This window comes from Lysobacter sp. A289 (genome assembly GCF_054072675.1).
Map to the genome: position 1 here is coordinate 1792861 of NZ_JBSVRN010000001.1, position 20019 is coordinate 1812879.

The 20019-nt window shown below is 62.6% G+C and carries 15 protein-coding genes and 4 tRNA genes; all 19 read right to left on the reverse strand.

Annotated elements, in window-relative coordinates:
* Positions 1–18: 18 nt before the first annotated feature.
* The gene (gene fusA / locus ACW5DN_RS08305; protein WP_456962234.1) at positions 19–2109 is read right to left on the reverse strand and encodes an elongation factor G; all 2091 of its coding nucleotides are present in this window, start codon (positions 2107–2109) and stop codon (positions 19–21) included.
* A gap of 138 nt (positions 2110–2247) precedes the next feature.
* Positions 2248–2715 carry a 30S ribosomal protein S7 gene (gene rpsG, locus ACW5DN_RS08310; protein ID WP_456962235.1) on the reverse strand — a complete coding sequence of 156 codons (468 nt, stop codon included), beginning with the start codon at positions 2713–2715 and terminating at the stop codon, positions 2248–2250.
* 12 nt (positions 2716–2727) lie between these two features.
* Positions 2728–3102, reverse strand: coding sequence for a 30S ribosomal protein S12 (gene rpsL / locus ACW5DN_RS08315; RefSeq protein ID WP_036196058.1), 375 nt, complete (start codon positions 3100–3102; stop codon positions 2728–2730).
* 277 nt (positions 3103–3379) lie between these two features.
* Positions 3380–7609, reverse strand: coding sequence for a DNA-directed RNA polymerase subunit beta' (rpoC, locus tag ACW5DN_RS08320; RefSeq protein ID WP_456962236.1), 4230 nt, complete (start codon positions 7607–7609; stop codon positions 3380–3382).
* A 97-nt stretch (positions 7610–7706) separates the two neighbouring features.
* Entirely contained in the window at positions 7707–11870 is a 4164-nt protein-coding gene (gene rpoB / locus ACW5DN_RS08325) for a DNA-directed RNA polymerase subunit beta (RefSeq protein WP_456963001.1), read from the reverse strand.
* Positions 11871–12152: 282 nt separating this feature from the next.
* Positions 12153–12527, reverse strand: a complete 375-nt coding sequence (gene rplL, locus ACW5DN_RS08330; protein ID WP_456962237.1) for a 50S ribosomal protein L7/L12 — start codon at positions 12525–12527, stop codon at positions 12153–12155.
* An 86-nt stretch (positions 12528–12613) separates the two neighbouring features.
* Positions 12614–13138, reverse strand: a complete 525-nt coding sequence (gene rplJ / locus ACW5DN_RS08335; protein ID WP_456962238.1) for a 50S ribosomal protein L10 — start codon at positions 13136–13138, stop codon at positions 12614–12616.
* A 360-nt stretch (positions 13139–13498) separates the two neighbouring features.
* On the reverse strand, positions 13499–14197 hold the full coding sequence (gene rplA / locus ACW5DN_RS08340) for a 50S ribosomal protein L1 (RefSeq protein ID WP_456962239.1): 699 nt from the start codon (positions 14195–14197) through the stop codon (positions 13499–13501).
* A gap of 4 nt (positions 14198–14201) precedes the next feature.
* Complete coding sequence (gene rplK / locus ACW5DN_RS08345) at positions 14202–14630, reverse strand: 50S ribosomal protein L11 (RefSeq protein WP_456962240.1); 429 nt, start codon at positions 14628–14630, stop codon at positions 14202–14204.
* Between the two features lie 101 nt (positions 14631–14731).
* Positions 14732–15340 (reverse strand): transcription termination/antitermination protein NusG, encoded by a 609-nt coding sequence (nusG, locus tag ACW5DN_RS08350; protein WP_456962241.1) that lies wholly within the window; start codon positions 15338–15340, stop codon positions 14732–14734.
* 13 nt (positions 15341–15353) lie between these two features.
* Positions 15354–15731: a preprotein translocase subunit SecE gene (secE, locus tag ACW5DN_RS08355; protein ID WP_456962242.1), complete on the reverse strand. Its 378-nt coding sequence runs from the start codon at positions 15729–15731 to the stop codon at positions 15354–15356.
* Between the two features lie 15 nt (positions 15732–15746).
* Positions 15747–15822, reverse strand: a tRNA-Trp gene (locus tag ACW5DN_RS08360).
* Between the two features lie 107 nt (positions 15823–15929).
* Positions 15930–17120 (reverse strand): elongation factor Tu, encoded by a 1191-nt coding sequence (gene tuf / locus ACW5DN_RS08365; RefSeq protein WP_456962243.1) that lies wholly within the window; start codon positions 17118–17120, stop codon positions 15930–15932.
* A 45-nt stretch (positions 17121–17165) separates the two neighbouring features.
* A tRNA-Thr gene (locus ACW5DN_RS08370) sits at positions 17166–17241 on the reverse strand.
* A gap of 35 nt (positions 17242–17276) precedes the next feature.
* Positions 17277–17350: transfer RNA gene (locus ACW5DN_RS08375), tRNA-Gly, on the reverse strand.
* A gap of 62 nt (positions 17351–17412) precedes the next feature.
* Positions 17413–17498, reverse strand: a tRNA-Tyr gene (locus ACW5DN_RS08380).
* Between the two features lie 69 nt (positions 17499–17567).
* The gene (ychF, locus tag ACW5DN_RS08385; RefSeq protein WP_456962244.1) at positions 17568–18659 is read right to left on the reverse strand and encodes a redox-regulated ATPase YchF; all 1092 of its coding nucleotides are present in this window, start codon (positions 18657–18659) and stop codon (positions 17568–17570) included.
* A 34-nt stretch (positions 18660–18693) separates the two neighbouring features.
* A complete protein-coding gene (pth, locus tag ACW5DN_RS08390; RefSeq protein ID WP_456962245.1) occupies positions 18694–19275 on the reverse strand; it encodes an aminoacyl-tRNA hydrolase in 582 nt (193 codons plus the stop codon).
* A 75-nt stretch (positions 19276–19350) separates the two neighbouring features.
* The gene (locus ACW5DN_RS08395; protein ID WP_456962246.1) at positions 19351–20013 is read right to left on the reverse strand and encodes a 50S ribosomal protein L25/general stress protein Ctc; all 663 of its coding nucleotides are present in this window, start codon (positions 20011–20013) and stop codon (positions 19351–19353) included.
* Between the last annotated feature and the right edge of the window lie 6 nt (positions 20014–20019).

A 20019-nucleotide genomic window follows, 5' to 3' on the forward strand; every position in this document is an offset into this window, starting at 1 on the left:
CGAGCGCCGGCCAATACGTCAGTTTTTCTTGACCACGGCCTCGGCGATATTGCTCGGTGCCTGGGCGTAGTGATCGAACTCCATCGTGAAGGTCGCGCGGCCTTGCGACATTGAACGCAGGCTGGTCGCGTAACCGAACATCTCGCCCAGCGGCAAGGTCGCGTCGATGATCTTGCCCGACGGAGTGTCTTCCTGACCCTGCAGGATGCCGCGGCGCCGACTGACATCGCCCATCACGTCACCGAGGTAATCCTCCGGCGTCACGATCTCGACCTTCATCATCGGCTCCAGCAACACCGGATTGGCCTTGTGGAAGCCTTCCTTGAAGCCCATCGAACCGGCGATCTTGAACGCCATTTCAGAAGAATCGACCTCGTGATACGAGCCGTCAACCAGCTTCACCTTGACGTCAACGATCGGGTAGCCGGCCAGCAGGCCATTGGCGATCACTTCCTGGATGCCCTTGTCGACCGCCGGGATGTACTCCTTCGGCACCACGCCACCCACCACGCCGTTTTCGAAGACGTAACCGCTGCCGGTCTCGCCGGGCTCGATTTCAAGCCAGACATGACCGAACTGGCCCTTGCCGCCGGACTGACGCACGAACTTGCCTTCGGCCTTGACCGCCTTGCGGATGGTCTCGCGGTAAGCCACCTGCGGCTTGCCGACGTTGGCTTCGACGTTGAACTCGCGGCGCATGCGATCCACCAGGACGTCCAGGTGCAACTCGCCCATGCCGGAGATGATGGTCTGGCCGGATTCCTCGTCGGTATGCACGCGGAAGGTCGGATCCTCCTGCGCCAGACGGCCCAGCGCCATGCCCATCTTTTCCTGGTCGGCCTTGGTCTTGGGCTCCACCGCCATCGAGATGACCGGCTCCGGGAAGATCATCCGCTCCAGCGTGATGATGTGATCGACCGCGCACATCGTATCGCCGGTGGTGACGTCCTTCAGGCCGACCGCAGCGGCAATATCGCCCGCGCGCACTTCCTTGATCTCGTGGCGATCATTGGAGTGCATCTGCAGGATACGGCCGACGCGCTCCTTCTTCGACTTGACCGGGTTGTAGACCTGGTCGCCCGAATTGAGCACGCCCGAATAGACCCGGAAGAACGTCAGCGAGCCAACAAACGGATCGGTCATGATCTTGAAGGCGAGCGCGGAAAACGGCGCAGTGTCGGATGCTTCGCGATGCGCCTCTTTCTCGTCGTCATCGATGCCCGGAACCGGCGGCACGTCGACTGGCGACGGCAGCAACTCGATCACCCCGTCGAGCATCGCCTGGACGCCCTTGTTCTTGAACGCGGTACCACAGAAGACCGGAATCACTTCCACCTTCAAGGTCCGCTCGCGCAAGCCGGCGATGATCTCTGCCTCCGACAGTTCACCGTCATTGAGGTACTTGTCCATCAGCTCTTCGCTGGCCTCGGCGGCTGCCTCGACCATGAAGCTACGGGCCGCGGTGGCCTCGTCGAGGAGCTCGGCCGGAATCTCGCCGTACTCGAACACCGTGCCCTGCGAGGCGGTATCCCAGTGGATCGCCTTCATCTTGACCAGGTCGATCACCCCGTCGAAGCCCTCTTCGGCGCCAACTGGCACCTGCATCGGCACCGGATAGGCGCCCAGACGGCTCTTCAGCTGACCGACGACCTTGTTGAAGTTGGCACCGGTGCGATCCATCTTGTTGATGAATGCAAGGCGCGGCACCGAATACTTGTTGGCCTGGCGCCAAACGGTCTCGGACTGCGGCTGCACGCCACCCACTGCACAAAGCACGAACACCGCACCATCGAGCACGCGCAGCGAACGCTCCACTTCGATAGTGAAGTCGACGTGCCCGGGGGTGTCGATGATGTTCAGCCGATGCTGCTGCATGGACTTGTCCATGCCGCTCCAGAAAGCAGTCGTCGCGGCCGACGTGATCGTGATGCCGCGTTCCTGCTCCTGCTCCATCCAGTCCATGGTGGCGGCACCCTCGTGGGTTTCGCCAAGCTTATGGTTGACACCGGTATAGAACAGGATGCGTTCGGTGGTGGTGGTCTTTCCGGCATCAATGTGGGCCATGATGCCGAAATTGCGATAGCGTTCGATGGGAGTGGTGCGAGCCACGGTACCCTCTCGTTTAGGTTTACGATTTCTAGAAGGCCGGACGCCGCCTGATGGCGGCACCCGGTTCGCTCAGGCAGCCTGGGCTGCCATCGGACTTGATTTGCTGCTTTCGAATGCCTCGTTATCAAGGCACCCGAATCACCAGCGGTAGTGTGCGAACGCCTTGTTCGCCTCTGCCATGCGGTGGGTTTCTTCACGCTTCTTGACAGCACCGCCACGGCTTTCCGCAGCGTCGAGCAATTCTGCAGCGAGCTTGCGCGGCATGGTGTTCTCGCCGCGCTTGCGCGCAGCGTCGATCAACCAGCGCATCGCCAGGGCGACGCGACGCGACGCGCGCACTTCGACCGGCACCTGGTAGGTGGAACCACCCACGCGGCGCGACTTGACCTCGACCGCCGGTGAAATATTGGCCAACGCCTTTTCCACGACTTCCAGCGCGTTCGGGTTTTTCTCCCCGATCACGTCCATGGCGCCATAGACGATCCTCTCGGCGACGGACTTCTTGCCGCTGTACATGACCATATTGATGAATCGCGCGATCGTCTCGCTGCCATGCTTTGGATCAGGCAGGATCGAGCGCTGCGGTGCGGAACCTTTACGCGACATGAGTCAAATTCCTCAGGACTTCGGGCGCTTGGCGCCGTACTTGGAACGGCGCTGGCGACGCTTGGCGACGCCGGCGGCATCGAGCGCACCGCGCACGGTGTGATAACGGACACCTGGCAGATCCTTGACGCGGCCGCCACGAATCAGTACCACGGAGTGCTCCTGCAGGTTGTGCCCCTCACCGCCGATGTACGAGATGACCTCGTAACCGTTGGTCAGGCGCACCTTGGCCACCTTGCGCATTGCCGAGTTCGGCTTTTTCGGGGTGGTGGTGTACACACGTGTGCACACACCACGGCGCTGCGGGCAGTTCTCGAGCGCCGGTGAGGCACTGTTATATGTCGCTGCCTGCCGCGGCTTGCGGACCAGCTGATTGATCGTCGCCATCTGGAGCTCTTTGGTGAGAGGCCGGCCAAGAATGCCGCGCCTCTGTGAAAACGAACGGGAAGCCGAGCTCACTCGACTTACCGAGACCGAAAAGTATAGCTTGCGTTCAACGTTGCCGTCAAACACATTCAGCACGAAACCGCGGAAGCCGGAAATTATCCTCCCGGCCCCGCGAACATTCCTGATCCCGCCCTGCCCTGGGCCCAACACGAGGCGCTCCTTGCACCTCATTTGGTGATCTGGGGTGGCTCCTGGGAGCCACCACGACACTACGGTATTACGAAGCGCTGGACTCCTCGCCGACATCGGTCGCGGCCGCTTCGGGCGCCACTGGCGCCGACAGCGCCTCCATCTCCGAGTCGGTCAATCCCGACGCGTTCTTGCGACGCTGCGCGTGGTACGCCAATCCGGTACCGGCCGGGATCAAACGACCCACAATCACGTTTTCCTTCAGGCCGCGCAGGTTGTCACGGGTACCGCGCACGGCGGCTTCAGTGAGCACGCGCGTGGTCTCCTGGAACGACGCCGCCGAGATGAACGACTCGGTCGCCAGCGATGCCTTGGTGATACCCAGCAAGACCGGGTTGTACTGCGGGACAATCCCGTCGGCCGCGAGAACCTTGGCGTGCTCTTCGACGAAGCGCTGGCGCTCGACCTGCTCGCCGTGCAGGAACTTGCTGTCGCCCTGGTCGGTAATCTCGACCTTGCGCAGCATCTGCCGGACGATCACCTCGATGTGCTTGTCGTTGATCTTCACGCCCTGCAGGCGGTACACGTCCTGGATCTCCTTGGTCAGGTAGACGGCCAGCGGCTCGACACCCAGCAAGCGCAAGATATCCTGCGGAGTCGGCTCGCCGTCCACCACGGTCTCGCCCTTTTCGACGTGCTCACCTTCGAACACGATGATCTGGCGGTACTTGGGAATCAGCTCCTCGTGCTCGGTGCCATCGGAATCGGTGATCACCAGGCGCTGCTTGCCCTTGGTTTCCTTGCCGAAACTGACCATGCCCGAACGCTCGGCCAGGATTGCCGGATCCTTCGGCTTGCGCGCCTCGAACAGATCGGCGACGCGTGGCAGACCACCGGTGATATCGCGGGTCTTGGACGCCTCTTGCGGAATTTTGGCCACTACGTCGCCAACGCCCACCGGTGCACCGTCCTGCAGGTTGACCACCGAGCGCGGCGGCAACTGGTACTGCGCAGGCAGGTCGGAACCGGGAATGACCAGGTCATCACCATTCTTGTCGACGATGCGCACGATCGGACGCAGATCCTTGGACGCGGAACCGCGGCGCTTCGGATCGGTGATCTCGCGCGACGCCAGGCCGGTCAGCTCATCGGTCTTCTCGATCACGGTGATGCCGTCGACGAAGTCCACGAAGCGGACGAAACCGGCCACTTCCGACACGATCGGATGGTTATGCGGGTCCCAGTGCGCGACCTGCTGGCCGGCCTTGATTTCCGCGCCATCCTTGACGTCGATGGTCGCGCCGTACGGCAGCTTGTAACGCTCGCGCTCGCGGCCGTGGACGTCAAGCACCGACAACTCGCCCGAGCGTGATACCGCCACCACGTGGCCGGCACCGTGCTCGATGTGCTTGAGGTTGTTGAACTTGATCGAACCGGTGGTCTTGACGGTCACGTTGTCGATCGCCGCCGCTCGCGATGCCGCACCACCAATGTGGAACGTACGCATGGTCAGCTGGGTACCCGGCTCACCAATCGACTGCGCCGCCACCACGCCCACCGCCTCGCCATGGTTGACGATGTGTCCGCGACCGAGGTCACGGCCGTAGCAGCTGGCACATACACCGAACGAGGACTGGCAGGTGATGGTCGAACGCACCTTGATCAGCTGCACGCTGGCGTCTTCGAGCTTCTGTACCCAGGCCTCGTCCAGCAGCGTGTTGCGGGTGACGATCGGATCGTCGTCATTGCCCGGCAGGAACACATCCTCGGCCACGACGCGACCCAGTACACGGTCACGCAACGGCTCGACCACGTCACCGCCTTCAACGATCGGGGTCATCATCAGGCCATCGAGCGTGCCGCAATCGTCCTCGGTGATCACCACGTCCTGCGCCACGTCGACCAGGCGACGGGTCAGGTAACCGGAGTTCGCGGTCTTCAACGCGGTATCGGCCAAACCCTTTCGTGCACCGTGGGTCGAGATGAAGTACTGCAGGACGTTGAGGCCTTCACGGAAGTTCGCGGTGATCGGCGTCTCGATGATGGAGCCGTCAGGCTTGGCCATCAGGCCACGCATGCCGGCCAGCTGGCGGATCTGCGCCTGCGAACCACGGGCGCCGGAGTCGGCCATGATGTAGACCGAGTTCATCGACTTCTGGTCGATCGTTTCGCCCTTCGCATTCTGGACCTTCTCGGTGCCGATCGTGTCCATCATGGCCTTGGCCACGCGCTCATTGGTGCGCGACCAGATATCGACGACCTTGTTGTAACGCTCGCCGGCGGTGACCAGACCCGACTGGTACTGCTCCTGGATTTCCAGGACCTCGGTTTCGGCCTCCTCCAGGATGCCCTTCTTGGCATCCGGGATGAGCATGTCATCGATGCCGATGGAGACACCGGCGCGGGTCGCGTAGGCAAAGCCGGTGTACATCAGCTGGTCGGCGAACACGACCGTGTCCTTCAAGCCCAGCAGGCGATAGCTGGAGTTGATCAGGCGGCTGATGTTCTTCTTGGTCAACTCGACGTTGGCCAACACAAACGGCAGGCCGTCGGGCAGGATTTCCTGTAGCAACGCCCGGCCGACGGTGGTGTCGACGATGGAGGTCCTGGTCACGCGCTCGCCTTTACCGGCCTCGCTGTCTTCCTGGACCACCGACTCGGTGATCCGCACCTTGACCTTGGCGTGCAGTTCCACCACGCGGTTGTCGTAGGCACGCTTGACCTCGGACACGTTGGCGAACGCCATGCCCTCGCCCTTCTTGTTCTCCAGGCCGCGGGTCATGTAATACAGGCCCAGCACGACGTCCTGCGACGGCACGATGATCGGCTCGCCGTTGGCGGGGCTCAGGATGTTGTTGGACGCCATCATCAGCGCACGCGCTTCCAGCTGGGCTTCCAGCGAGAGCGGCACGTGGACGGCCATCTGGTCACCATCGAAGTCGGCGTTGAACGCGGTGCAGACCAGCGGATGCAGCTGGATTGCCTTGCCTTCGATCAGCACCGGCTCGAACGCCTGGATGCCCAGGCGATGCAGGGTCGGAGCACGGTTCAACAGCACCGGATGCTCGCGGATCACCTCTTCCAGGATGTCCCAGACCTCGGCCTCTTCACGCTCGACCAGCTTCTTGGCCGCCTTGATGGTGGTGGCCAGGCCCTGACGCTGCAGCTTGGCGAAGATGAAGGGCTTGAACAGCTCCAGCGCCATCTTCTTCGGCAGGCCGCACTGGTGCAGCTTGAGGTACGGACCGACCACGATGACGGAACGACCGGAGTAGTCGACGCGCTTGCCCAGCAGGTTCTGGCGGAACCGGCCCTGCTTGCCCTTGATCATGTCGGCCAGCGACTTCAGCGGGCGCTTGTTGGTACCGGTGATGGCGCGGCCGCGGCGGCCGTTGTCCATCAGCGCATCCACCGACTCCTGCAGCATGCGCTTCTCGTTGCGCACGATGATTTCCGGCGCATTGAGCTCCAGCAGGCGGCGCAGGCGATTGTTGCGGTTGATGACGCGGCGGTACAGATCATTGAGGTCGGAGGTCGCGAAGCGGCCACCGTCCAGCGGCACCAACGGACGCAGGTCCGGCGGCAGCACCGGCAGCACCGTCATGATCATCCACTCGGGCTTGTTGCCGGACTCCAGGAACGCCTCGACCAGCTTGACCCGCTTGGTCAGGCGCTTGAGCTTGGTTTCCGAGCCGGTGGCGGCGATGTCTTCCTTCAGCTGCACCATCTCGCCCGGCAGGTCGAGGGTGCGCAGCAGGTCATAGACCGCCTCGGCGCCCATCGCGGCGTCGAAGTCATCGCTGTGCTCCTGGCGTGCTTGCATGTACTGCTCTTCGTTGAGCAGCTGGCCACGCTCGAACGGGGTCAGGCCCGGCTCGGTGACGACGAACGCCTCGAAGTACAGGATCCGCTCGATGTCGCGCAGGGTCATGTCCAGCATCAAACCAATGCGGCTGGGCAGCGACTTCAGGAACCAGATGTGCGCGACCGGCGACGCCAGGTCGATGTGGCCCATGCGCTCGCGGCGAACCTTGGCCAGGGTGACCTCGGTGCCGCACTTCTCGCACACAACGCCACGGTGCTTCATGCGCTTGTACTTGCCGCACAGGCACTCGTAGTCCTTGACCGGCCCGAAGATCGCGGCACAAAACAGGCCATCGCGCTCGGGCTTGAAGGTGCGGTAGTTGATGGTCTCGGGCTTCTTGACCTCGCCGAAGGACCACGAACGAATCAGGTCCGGCGACGCCAACGCGATCTTGATCGCGTCGAAGTTGAGCGCCGGACGCTGCTGGTTGAAAAGGTTGAGCAGGTCTTTCATTTTTCTTTCTCCGTGGAGGAGTAAATCGTCAAGGGGCTGGGATTACCGACTCGGAGCGGGGAACGCGCGGTGCGCGGCGTTCACCGCTCCGTTTTTCTCAGTTCTCTTCCAGCTCCATGTTGATCGCGAGCGAACGGATTTCCTTCACCAGCACGTTGAAGGACTCCGGCATTCCGGCCACCATTTCGTACTCGCCATCGACGATGTTCTTGTACATCTGGTTGCGTCCCTGCACGTCATCGGACTTCACCGTCAGCATCTCCTGCAACGTGTAGGCCGCACCGTAGGCTTCCAGTGCCCAGACTTCCATCTCGCCGAAGCGCTGGCCGCCGAACTGCGCCTTGCCGCCCAGCGGCTGCTGGGTGACGAGCGAGTACGGCCCGGTCGAACGGGCATGCATCTTGTCGTCGACGAGATGGTTCAGCTTCAGCATGTGCATGTAGCCCACGGTGACCTGGCGGTCGAACGCCTCACCGGTACGGCCGTCATGCAAGGTGGTCTGGCCGCTGATCGGCAGGTCCGCCAGCTCAAGCATCTTCTTGATCTCCAGCTCTTCGGCACCGTCGAACACCGGTGTCGCCATCGGCACGCCGTCGGTCAGGTTGCCTGCCAGTGCCATCAACTCCTGGTCACTGAACTGCTTGAGGTCGACCCGCTGTCCGTGCAGCTTGACGTCGTGGTTGTAGATCTCGTCGAGGAACTTGCGCAGTTCGGTCACCTTGGCCTGCGCGTCGAGCATCCGCTGGATCTTCTCTCCCAGCCCCTTGGCCGCCCAGCCCAGATGGACTTCCAGCACCTGGCCGATGTTCATTCGGCTCGGTACGCCCAGCGGGTTGAGCACGATGTCGATCGTCTCGCCGTTGGCCATGTACGGCATGTCCTGCACCGGCACGATGGTCGAGACCACACCCTTGTTGCCGTGGCGGCCGGCCATCTTGTCGCCTGGCTGGATCCGGCGCTTCACTGCCAGGAATACCTTGACCATCTTCAGCACGCCCGGTGCGAGGTCATCGCCCTGGGTGATCTTGGCGCGCTTGTCGGCGAACCGGCGCTCGAATTCCTTCTCGTGCACGTCGATCTGCTTCTGCGCGCGCTCGATCGCCTCGACGGCCGACTCGTCCTTCATGCGCAGGCTGAACCAGTCCTTGCGGGACAGTCCGTCCAGCACCAGGCTGGTCACGGTCTCGCCCTTCTTCAGTCCGGAACCGCCATTGGCAACCTTGCCGATCAACTGGCTGCGCAGACGGCTGTAGATCGCCGCCTCGAGGATGCGGAACTGATCGTCGAAGTCCTTCTTGACCCGGCGAACCTCCGATTCCTCGATCTGCTTGGCGCGCTTGTCCTTCTCGATGCCGTCACGGGTAAAGACCTGCACGTCGATGACGTTGCCGTCCATGCCCGGCGGCACGCGCAGCGAGCTGTCCTTCACGTCGCTGGCCTTCTCGCCGAAGATCGCGCGCAGCAGCTTCTCTTCCGGGGTCAGCTGGCTCTCGCCCTTGGGCGTGACCTTGCCGACCAGGATGTCGCCGGCGCGCACTTCGGCGCCGATGTAGACCACACCGGACTCGTCAAGGCGATTCAATGCCTCTTCGGAGACGTTGGGAATGTCGGCAGAAATCTCCTCCGGCCCCAACTTGGTGTCACGCGCTACCGCGGTCAACTCCTCGATGTGGATCGTGGTGTAACGATCCTCCTGCACCACCCGCTCCGACAGCAGGATGGAATCCTCGAAGTTGTAGCCGTTCCACGGCATGAACGCGATCAGCATGTTCTGGCCCAGGGCCAGCTCGCCGATATCGGTCGAGGGACCATCGGCCAGCACGTCGCCGCGGGCGATCACATCGCCCACGTTGACCAGCGGGGTCTGGTTGATGCAGGTGTTCTGGTTGGAACGGGTGTACTTGATCAGGTTGTAGATATCGACACCGGCATCGGTCTCGCTGCTGATCTCGTCCTCGTTGACCTTGACCACGATGCGCGCCGCATCGATCTGCTCGATCGTGCCGCCGCGCAACGCGTTCACGGTCACGCCCGAGTCACGCGCCACGGCGCGCTCGATACCGGTACCCACCAGCGGTTTCTGCGAACGCAGGGTCGGCACGGCCTGGCGCTGCATGTTCGCGCCCATCAGTGCGCGGTTCGCGTCATCGTGCTCCAGGAACGGCACCAGCGCCGCGGCAACCGACACCGTCTGCATTGGCGAGACGTCCATGAAGTGGACCTCGGCGGGCGGCTTGAGCATCGACTCGCCCTGGTAGCGGCAGTCGACGAACAGCTCCGACAACACGCCCTTGTCATCCTGCGGCGCGTTAGCCTGGGCGATGACGTACTCGTTCTCCTCGATCGCCGACAGGTACTCGACGTCGTCGGTGACCTTGCCATCCACCACCTTGCGGTACGGCGTCTCCAGGAAGCCGTACTCGTTGGTGCGGGCAAACACCGCCAGCGAGTTGATCAGACCGATGTTCGGGCCTTCCGGGGTTTCGATGGTGCACACGCGGCCGTAATGGGTCGGGTGCACGTCGCGCACCTCGAATCCGGCACGCTCGCGGGTCAGGCCGCCCGGCCCAAGAGCCGACACGCGGCGCTTGTGGGTGACTTCCGACAGCGGGTTGTTCTGATCCATGAACTGCGACAGCTGCGAGGAGCCGAAGAACTCCTTGACCGCGGCCGCCACCGGCTTGGCGTTGATCAGGTCCTGCGGGGTCAGGCCATCGGCCTCGGCCATCGACAGGCGCTCCTTGACCGCACGCTCCACCCGGACCAGACCGACGCGGAAGGTGTTCTCGGCCATCTCGCCCACCGAACGCACCCGACGGTTGCCGAGGTGGTCGATGTCATCAACGATGCCGCGACCGTTGCGGATCTCGGTCAGCACCTTCAACACGTCGAGGATGTCGGAGCCTTCACCGATCTCGGCCGCCAGCCGCTTGGAGTCTTCATCCTTGCGCAGCGAGAAGTAGCGGGCGTCATACAGCACCGAGGCGCCGGTGACTTCCTTGCGACCGATGCGACGGTTGAACTTCATCCGGCCCACGGCCGACAGGTCGTAGCGATCGAAGGTGAAGAACAGGTTGTGGAACAGGTTCTGCGCGGCATCCTTGGTCGGCGGCTCGCCCGGACGCATCATCCGGTAGATCTCGACCAATGCCTCCAACTGGGTCTTGCTGGGGTCGATCCGCAGCGTGTTGGAGATGAACGCGCCGCGATCCAGGTCGTTGGTCCAGATCGTGCCGACCACCTCGATACCACCCTTGCGGAACAGCTCCAGCTGCTCTTCGGTGATCTCGTCGTTGGCCGCGGCAATCAGCTCGCCGGTGCTGGTATCGACCACATCGTGGGACAGGGTGCGACCGACCAGGTACTCGTCCGGCACCGCCAGTGCATCGATACCCGACGCCTCCAGCTGCTTGACGTGGCGCGCGGTGATGCGGCGGCCGGCCTCGACGATGACCTTGTCACCATCGGCCAGGTCGAAGTCCAGGGTCTCGCCGCGCAGACGCTCGGCAACCAGCTCAAGCTGGACGCCCTCGGTGGGATCGATGTGGAACGTGTTGACCTCGAAGAACTCGGCCAGCATTTCCTCGTCGTTGTAGCCCAGCGCCCGCAACAGAATGGTCACCGGCAACTTGCGGCGACGATCGATACGGGTGAACAGCGCGTCCTTGGGGTCGAACTCGAAGTCCAGCCACGAGCCGCGGTACGGAATCACGCGCGCACTGTAAAGCAGCTTGCCCGAGCTGTGGGTCTTGCCGCGGTCATGGTCGAAGAACACGCCCGGGCTGCGGTGCAGCTGGGAGACGATGACGCGCTCGGTGCCATTGACGATGAAGGTGCCGTTGCCGGTCATGAGCGGGATCTCGCCCATGTAGACCTCCTGCTCCTTCACATACTTGATCGCCTTGGTCGACGACTCACGGTCGTAGATCACCAGGCGCACGGTCACGCGCAGCGGGGCGCCGTAGCTCATGCCACGCTGGCGGCACTCGCGTTCGTCGAACGCGGGCTCACCCAGTTTGTAGCCGACATATTCCAGCGCCGCGTTGCCGCTGTAGCTGGCGATCGGGAACACCGACTTCAGCGCCGCATGCAGGCCGCGCTCCTTGCGCTTGGCCTGGGGCACGTCTTCCTGCAGGAACCGGCGATAGGAATCGACCTGGATTGCCAGCAGGAACGGCACCTCGAGGATCGAACGGCTCTTGCCGAAGTCCTTGCGGATGCGCTTCTTTTCAGTGAATGAATAATGGACCTTGGAGCTCATGGTCGTCTTGGAAGCTGTGGTCATGGTGAGCTACCGCCTCGGTGTGCATCGGGTCGCGCGTCCGCGAGCCTGGGGGATACGTGAATAGGGAGATGCAAGAACAATGCAAAATTGCCAGTGGGAAGTCGCTGGTATTGCCGGCACCAGCACGCCATCTCCTGCTACTTCCAACTACCAACTCGTTACCTGGTATTGCAGATGCCGCAACAACGGCCAAAGGCCGGGGGCTTTCGCCCCCAGCCTTGGCTGGTCGCCCATGTTACCCGGCGACGCAAGTACTGCTTACTTTACTTCGACGGTGGCGCCAGCGGTTTCAAGGTCCTTCTTCAGCTTGGCGGCTTCGTCCTTCGACACGCCTTCCTTCACATCCTTCGGCGCGCCTTCGACCAGGTCCTTGGCTTCCTTCAAGCCCAGGCCGGTGATCGCACGGACCACCTTGATGACCTCGACCTTCTTCTCACCGGTGGCCTTCAGGGTCACGGTGAACTCGGTCTGCTCTTCCGCCGGGGCGGCAGAAGCAGCGGCCGGACCGGCAGCGGCCACGGGGGCAGCGGCGGACACGCCGAACTTCTCTTCCATCGCCTTCACCAGCTCCATCACTTCCATGAGGGACTTTTCAGCGATCGCTTCGATGATCTGTTCGTTGGACAGGGACATTGTAAAACCTCGATTATCTAGATTGGAAACGACTTGATTGTCGTACTGCGTTTCAAGACTGGAAAACGTAAACCGAACTGTTGGCCTCAGGCCGCCTTCGCCTGGCCAGCCGCATTGACGACGCGGGTGACCTGCGAGGCCGGTTCGCTGAGCAAGCGGACCAGCATGGTGGCGGGCTGGGACATGACGCTGAGCAGCATCGACAGCGCTTGGTCGCGGGTCGGCAGTGACGCCAGGACATCCACATGGGAGCCCGGGTACAACTGCCCGCCCAACGACACCAGGCGCGGCTTCAACTTGTCGTTCGCTTTCGCGAACTCCTTGATCAGACGTCCCGCGGCACCGGGATCTTCCTGCGAGAAGGCATACAGCAGCGGACCGGTCAGCTCGTCGGCGATGACGGCGTAACCGGTGTTTTCCACTGCACGGGAGACCAGCGTGTTCTTGGCAACCTTCAAGTACACGCCCGACTCACGGGCTTTCTTGCGCATGTCAGTCAATTGACTGACGGTAAGACCCACGTACTCCGCGGCGACCAGCGAGTGCGCCTTGCCGGCGACCTCGGCCAGTTCGGCAACGACTTCCTGCTTCTGGGTCAGATTAAGAGCCATTGCACTCCTCCGTACTTCAACTCCGTCCCGCACAAAATGCACGGGAGCGGTCCTCGGTCGGCATCGTTTGGCCCGATGCCGGGAATGCCGCAAGCGGCACTCCGGGTGGTAGCCGTTTCCAAGACAACACTTGCAAAAACACGTCTGGAGGGTCGGCAACCATCTACGCAGGCCCGGCTCGGTGAAGTCCTTGCGGCGACTCCACCTGAAACCGGATTAAGCAGTCCCGCTGGTGACGACGGCGATTCCCTGCCAGTGAGGAGCTTCCGTGCCCGTCGTCGTCACGCGCTGACCGCGCCTACGGTCTTTGACGGCTATCGCCGCGGCCGAAGCCTTGGCGATGCCCTCAAAATTCTTGCGTTACTTCAGGATCAGCGTTCCCTGGTCCACGGCAACGCCGGGGCCCATGGTGGAGCTGACCGAAATCTTCTGCAGGAAGTGACCCTTGGCCGTCGCCGGCTTGGCCTTGATCAGATCCATCAGCAGCGCTTCCAGGTTGCCCTTGAGCGAAGCATCGTCGAAATCGGCCTTGCCAATCGTGCAGTGGATGATGCCGGCCTTGTCGGTGCGATAACGAACCTGGCCGCCCTTGGCGTTCTTGACCGCCTCACCCGGGTTCGGCGATACGGTGCCGACCTTCGGGTTGGGCATCAGGCCCCGTGGGCCGAGCAGCTGGCCCAGCTTACCGACCACGCGCATTGCGTCCGGGGTGGCGATGACCACGTCGTAGTTCAAGTCACCTGCCTGCATCTTCTCGGCCAGGTCATCCATGCCCACAGCCTCGGCACCAGCGGCCAGGGCCTCGTCGGCCTTGGCACCGGCCGGCGCGAACACCGCTACGCGCACGGTCTTGCCGGTACCTGCTGGCAGCACGGTCGAGCCGCGCACCTGCTGGTCGGACTTCTTGGCATCCACGCCCAGGCGTACGGCGACATCAACGGACTCGACGAACTTGGTCTTGGTCGCAGTCTTGACGATCTTGATGGCATCACCAAAGGCGTAGGACTTGCCCGGCTCGATGGCCGCCTTGATTGCTTTCTTGCGCTTGCTCATTGCCATGGTCTCAGCCCTCCACCGTCAAACCCATGCTGCGGGCAGAACCCGCAATCGTCCGCACCGCCGCTTCAAGGTCAGCCGCAGTCAAATCGGCCTCCTTCATCTTGGCGATCTCCTCGATCTGGGCACGGCTGATCTTGCCGACCTTCTCGGTGTTGGGGCGTTTGGAGCCCGCCGTGACGCCAGCAGCCTTCTTGAGCAGCACGGCGGCCGGGGTGCTCTTGGTGATGAAGGTGAAGGTGCGGTCGGAGTACGCGGTGATGATCACCGGCGTCGGCAATCCCGGCTCCAACTTCGACGTCGCCGCGTTGAATGCCTTGCAGAACTCCATGATGTTCAGACCGCGCTGACCGAGGGCTGGGCCCACCGGCGGCGACGGGTTGGCCTGACCGGCCTTGACCTGCAGCTTGATATAACCAACTACTTTCTTTGCCATTACTCAGCTCCTGCGAGTGCGGACGCCAGTGAATCTTTCGACCACGGGCTCCTCGCGGTTGTTGCCGGGGCGAACCACTCGTCCCGGCGAATCTGTTGCCGTCAGGCCTTCTCGACCTGACCGAATTCCAGCTCGACCGGAGTCGAGCGACCGAAGATCAGCACTGCGACGCGCAGGCGGCTCTTCTCGTAATTGATTTCCTCGACCACGCCGTTGAAGTCATTGAACGGACCGTCAACCACGCGAACCATCTGCCCGGCTTCGAACAACACCTTCGGCCGCGGCTTCTCGACGCCTTCCTGCACCCGGTCCAGGATTGCGGCGGCTTCGTGATCGGCGATCGGCAACGGCCTGTCGGCGGTGCCACCGATGAAACCCATTACCTTCGGGGTCTCCTTGATCAGATGCCAACACTCGCTGTCGATCCGCGGAATGCCACTTTCGTCGTTCGTCTTGATCTGCACCAGCACGTAACCCGGGAAGAACTTGCGCTCGGAGCGGCGCTTCTGTCCGGCACGCATCTCCACGATCTCTTCGGTCGGCACCAGCACATCGCCAAAGCGATCCTGCATTTCCTCGCGCTGGATCCGGTCGCGCAGAGCCTGCGCGACGGTTTTCTCGAAGCCCGAATAGGCGTGGACGACGTACCAACGCTTGTCGCTGTTCGCGTCGCCGCCGTCATTGCCCGTGTTGTTGTCTGGCGTCTGCACCTGTGTCATCTCCTCAGCGTCCCAGTAGCCATTTCACGGCCGCCTGTATGACCACGTCGAACCCGGCCATGATCAGGCTCAGGATCACGACTGCCAAAACCACCACCCACGTGGTGCGCGTTGCTTCCTGGCGCTTTGGCCAGACCACCTTGCGCAACTCGAAGCGTGACTCCGAGAGGAACCCCAGGGTTTGCCCACCCAGGTGGCTGCTCAGGAAGACCACCACACCGGCGACCAGGCCCGCGGCCACGAACAAGGCGCGCAACGCGCCCGGCAACTGCTCGAACCAGTAGAACGCAAAGATACCGGCGACGACCAGGAGCACCGCCACCACGTACTTCAGGATATCGCCGGCGTCGGCGGACTTGTGTTGTTCAGCCTTGCTGTTCAATCGACCTTCCGCATTTGGCACGCCAGGAGGGACTTGAACCCCCAACCTGCGGTTTTGGAGACCGCTGCTCTGCCAATTGAGCTACTGGCGTATTTGACTGGTTCTGAAAAAGGCAACGGCGGCTGACGCCGCCCTGCCGGGATTGATGCTTGTGGTATCGGCAGGTCGCTCGCAACAATGCGACCTGCCGTATTGCGATTACTTGATGATCTTGGCGACCACGCCGGCGCCGACGGTACGGCCACCTTCACGGATCGCGAAACGCAGGCCTTCGTCCATCGCGATCGGGTTGATCAACTCGACCACCATCTTCACGTTGTCGCCCGGCATCACCATCTCCACGCCTTCGGGCAGCTCGCAGGCGCCGGTCACGTCGGTGGTGCGGAAGTAGAACTGCGGACGGTAGCCCTTGAAGAACGGCGTGTGACGGCCGCCCTCGTCCTTGCTCAGGATGTACACCTCACCTTCGAACTGGGTGTGCGGCTTGATCGAACCGGGCTTGCACAGCACCTGGCCGCGCTCCACGTCGTCACGCTTGGTGCCGCGCAGCAGCAGACCGGCGTTATCGCCCGCCTGGCCCTGGTCGAGCAGCTTGCGGAACATCTCCACGCCGGTCACGGTCGTCTTCACGGTCGGACGGATACCGACGATCTCGATCTCTTCGCCGACCTTGATGATGCCGCGCTCGATGCGGCCGGTCACCACGGTACCGCGACCGGAGATCGAGAACACGTCCTCGACCGGCATCAGGAACGCCTTGTCCACGTCGCGCTCCGGCTCCGGGATCCAGCTGTCCAGCGCGTCCACCAGCTTGATGATCGACGGCACGCCGATATCGCTCTGGTCACCTTCCAGCGCCTTCAGCGCCGAACCGATCACGATCGGGGTGTCGTCGCCGGGGAACTCGTACTTGCTCAGCAGCTCGCGCACTTCCATGTCCACCAGCTCAAGCAGCTCGGCGTCGTCCACCATGTCCGCCTTGTTCAGGTAGACCACGATGTACGGCACGCCCACCTGGCGGGCCAGCAGGATGTGCTCGCGGGTCTGCGGCATCGGGCCATCCGCAGCCGAACACACCAGGATCGCGCCGTCCATCTGCGCCGCACCGGTGATCATGTTCTTCACATAGTCGGCGTGTCCCGGGCAATCGACGTGCGCATAGTGGCGATTCGGGGATTCGTACTCGACGTGCGAGGTCGAGATGGTGATGCCGCGCGCCTTCTCTTCCGGGGCGCGGTCAATCGCGTCGTACGCGCTGAACTCGCCCCCGAAACGCTCGGCACCGACCTTGGTCAACGCCGCGGTCAACGTGGTCTTGCCGTGGTCAACGTGACCGATCGTGCCGACGTTCACGTGCGGCTTGGTGCGCTCGAATTTACCCTTGGCCATGACTGTCGCTTCTCGTTATGGGACGGTGTGGATCGTTGAAAAATGTGGTGCTCACGACTGGAATCGAACCAGTGACCTCCTCCTTACCAAGGAGGTGCTCTACCGACTGAGCTACGTGAGCAAGTTGTTCCAGCAGGATGAACGTCGCGGCAGCAATGGAGCGGGAGACGGGGATCGAACCCGCACCATCAGCTTGGAAGGCTGAGGTTCTACCATTGAACTACTCCCGCGCCGGACCAAACCTGCTTGGGTACTGCGTCGACGGATGGTAAGTCTATCGATTTATTGCTTGTGGTGGAGGGAGGTGGATTCGAACCACCGAAGGCGTAAGCCAGCAGATTTACAGTCTGCCCCCGTTGGCCGCTTGGGTATCCCTCCAAAGAGCCCGCAATTCTGGCGGGGTCTGGAACGGATGTCAACGGGAAGCGGGATAAAACTTTGCACGATTCAGACGTTGAACAGGAAGTGCAGCACGTCACCCTCCTGCACGAGGTATTCCTTGCCCTCCTTGCGCAACCGGCCGGCGTCACGGGCACCTGCCTCGCCCCGGTGCTGGATGAAGTCGTCGTAGCCGATGGTTTCGGCGCGGATGAACCCCTTCTCGAAATCGGTATGGATGACCGCGGCCGCCTGCGGCGCGGTGGATCCGGCCTTCACCGTCCAGGCCCGGACCTCCTTCACGCCTGCGGTGAAATAGGTTTGCAACCCCAGCAGCTTGTAGGCGGCGCGGATCACGCGGTTCAAACCCGGCTCGTCCAGGCCCAGGTCGGTCAGGAACTCGTCGCGATCGGCGTCGTCGAGCTGGCTCAACTCCTCTTCGATCGCCGCCGATACCGGCACCACCTCGGCGCCCTCGGTCACCGCCCGCGCGCGAACGGCATCAAGATGCGGGTTGTTCTCGAAGCCGTCCTCAAGCACGTTGGCGACGTACATCACCGGCTTCAGGGTCAGCAGGAACAGGTCGCGTACCGCCAACCGGTCGTCTTCGGACAACGCCAGCGCACGGGCCGGTTTGCCGGCATCCAGGCCGTCGCGCACCCGCGCCAGAACCTCGACCCGCACCTTGGCGTCCTTGTCGCCCGTCTTGGCAGTGCGTTCGGCGCGCTGCAAAGCCTTCTCGACGCTTTCCAGGTCGGCCAGCGCCAGTTCGGTGTCGATGGTCTCGATGTCGGCGATCGGGTCGATCTTGTTATTGACGTGGATCACGTCGTCGTTGTCGAAACACCGCACCACGTGGGTGATCGCGTCGACCTCGCGGATGTGGGCGAGGAACTTGTTGCCCAACCCTTCGCCACTGGCCGCACCGGCAACCAGCCCGGCAATGTCAACGAACTCGACCGCGGTCGGGATGCATTTTTGTGGCTGCACGATCTCCGCCAGCGCATTCAGCCGCGGGTCGGGCACCGGCACCACGCCAACGTTGGGCTCAATCGTGCAGAACGGGAAGTTGGCCGCCGCGATGCCGGCCTTGGTCAGGGCATTGAAGAGGGTCGACTTGCCGACGTTAGGCAAACCAACGATGCCGCATTTGATGCCCATGACGATGTACTCACTTTCGTTGAAGGGGTGGAACTCAGGCGCGCGGCGTATGCAGCCGCTTCATGGCCTCGTTGAAATCGCCGCTGATCGCCAATGGCAACACCTCGATCGCATCATCGATTGCGCGCAGGATCAGCGTCTCGTCGTCACGTCCCGGCCGGCCCAGCACCCAGGGGGTGACCAGATCCTTGTACCCGGGGTGCCCGATGCCCATCCTCAGCCGGTGGAATTGCCCGTGACCCAGCAGGCGCATGGTGTCGCGCAAGCCGTTCTGGCCACCGTGGCCACCATCGAACTTCAACCGCGCGGTACCGGGCGGAAGATCCAGGTCATCGTGTACCAGCAGCGCCTGGTCGGGCTCGATTTTCCAGTAACGCAGCGCTGCGGTGACCGACTTGCCCGACAGGTTCATGAAGGTAGCGGGCTTCAACAGCCAGACCTGTTCACCAGCAATCTCGACCTTCACGGACTGACCGAACAATTTGGCATCCAGACGGAAGCTGACGCCGAGCTTCTCCGCCAGGGCGTCAACAAACCAGAACCCGGCATTGTGCCGGGTCCGGAGGTGTTCGGGCCCGGGATTCCCCAGCCCGACGATGAGGCGCAAACCGGCCATCGAAGGCGAACAAGCCGCGTACCGGGGCGCCTGCAGACCGCTTTGTAAAAGCAGGCACCCCGATGAACCGCAGGCTTACTCCTGGTCCTTCTCGACCTTGGCTGCAGGCACTTCGGCCGCTTCGGCCTCGTCTTCGCCCTCGACCACTTCTTCGACTTCGACCCGGCCCTTGCGCGCCACGACGACGGGAACGTCGAAATCGGGGCCCAGCGCCAGGCTCGGGATCTCGATCCCCTCGGGCAACTTGACCTGCGACAGATGGATGATGTCGCCCAGCTCCAACGCACCCAGGTCCACTTCAATGTACGGCGGCAGATCCTTGGGCAGGCAGACCACTTCGACCTGGGTCAGCTCCTTCATCACGATCACGTCGTTGGCCTTGCCGGCCGGCGAGGTGTCCTCGTTGGTGAAATGCAGCTGTACCGGTGCACGCAGGGTTTCGTTGGCGTCGATACGCAGGAAGTCCAGATGCATGATGATCTGCTTGAACGGGTGACGCTGCATATCGCGCAACAGCACGCTCTCGGACTTGCCGTCAACATCGATCGACAGGATGGACGAATAGAACCACTCGTTCTGGCTGGCGACCCAGATCTTTTCCTGGTCCAGTTGGACCGGCATCGGATCGGACTTGCCGCCATAGATAATGGCCGGGATGGAACCGGCACGACGCAGGCGGCGGCTCGCACCCTTCCCCTCGACGCTCCGGCCAGTGGCCTTGATGGTGTGCTCAGACATTGTGTT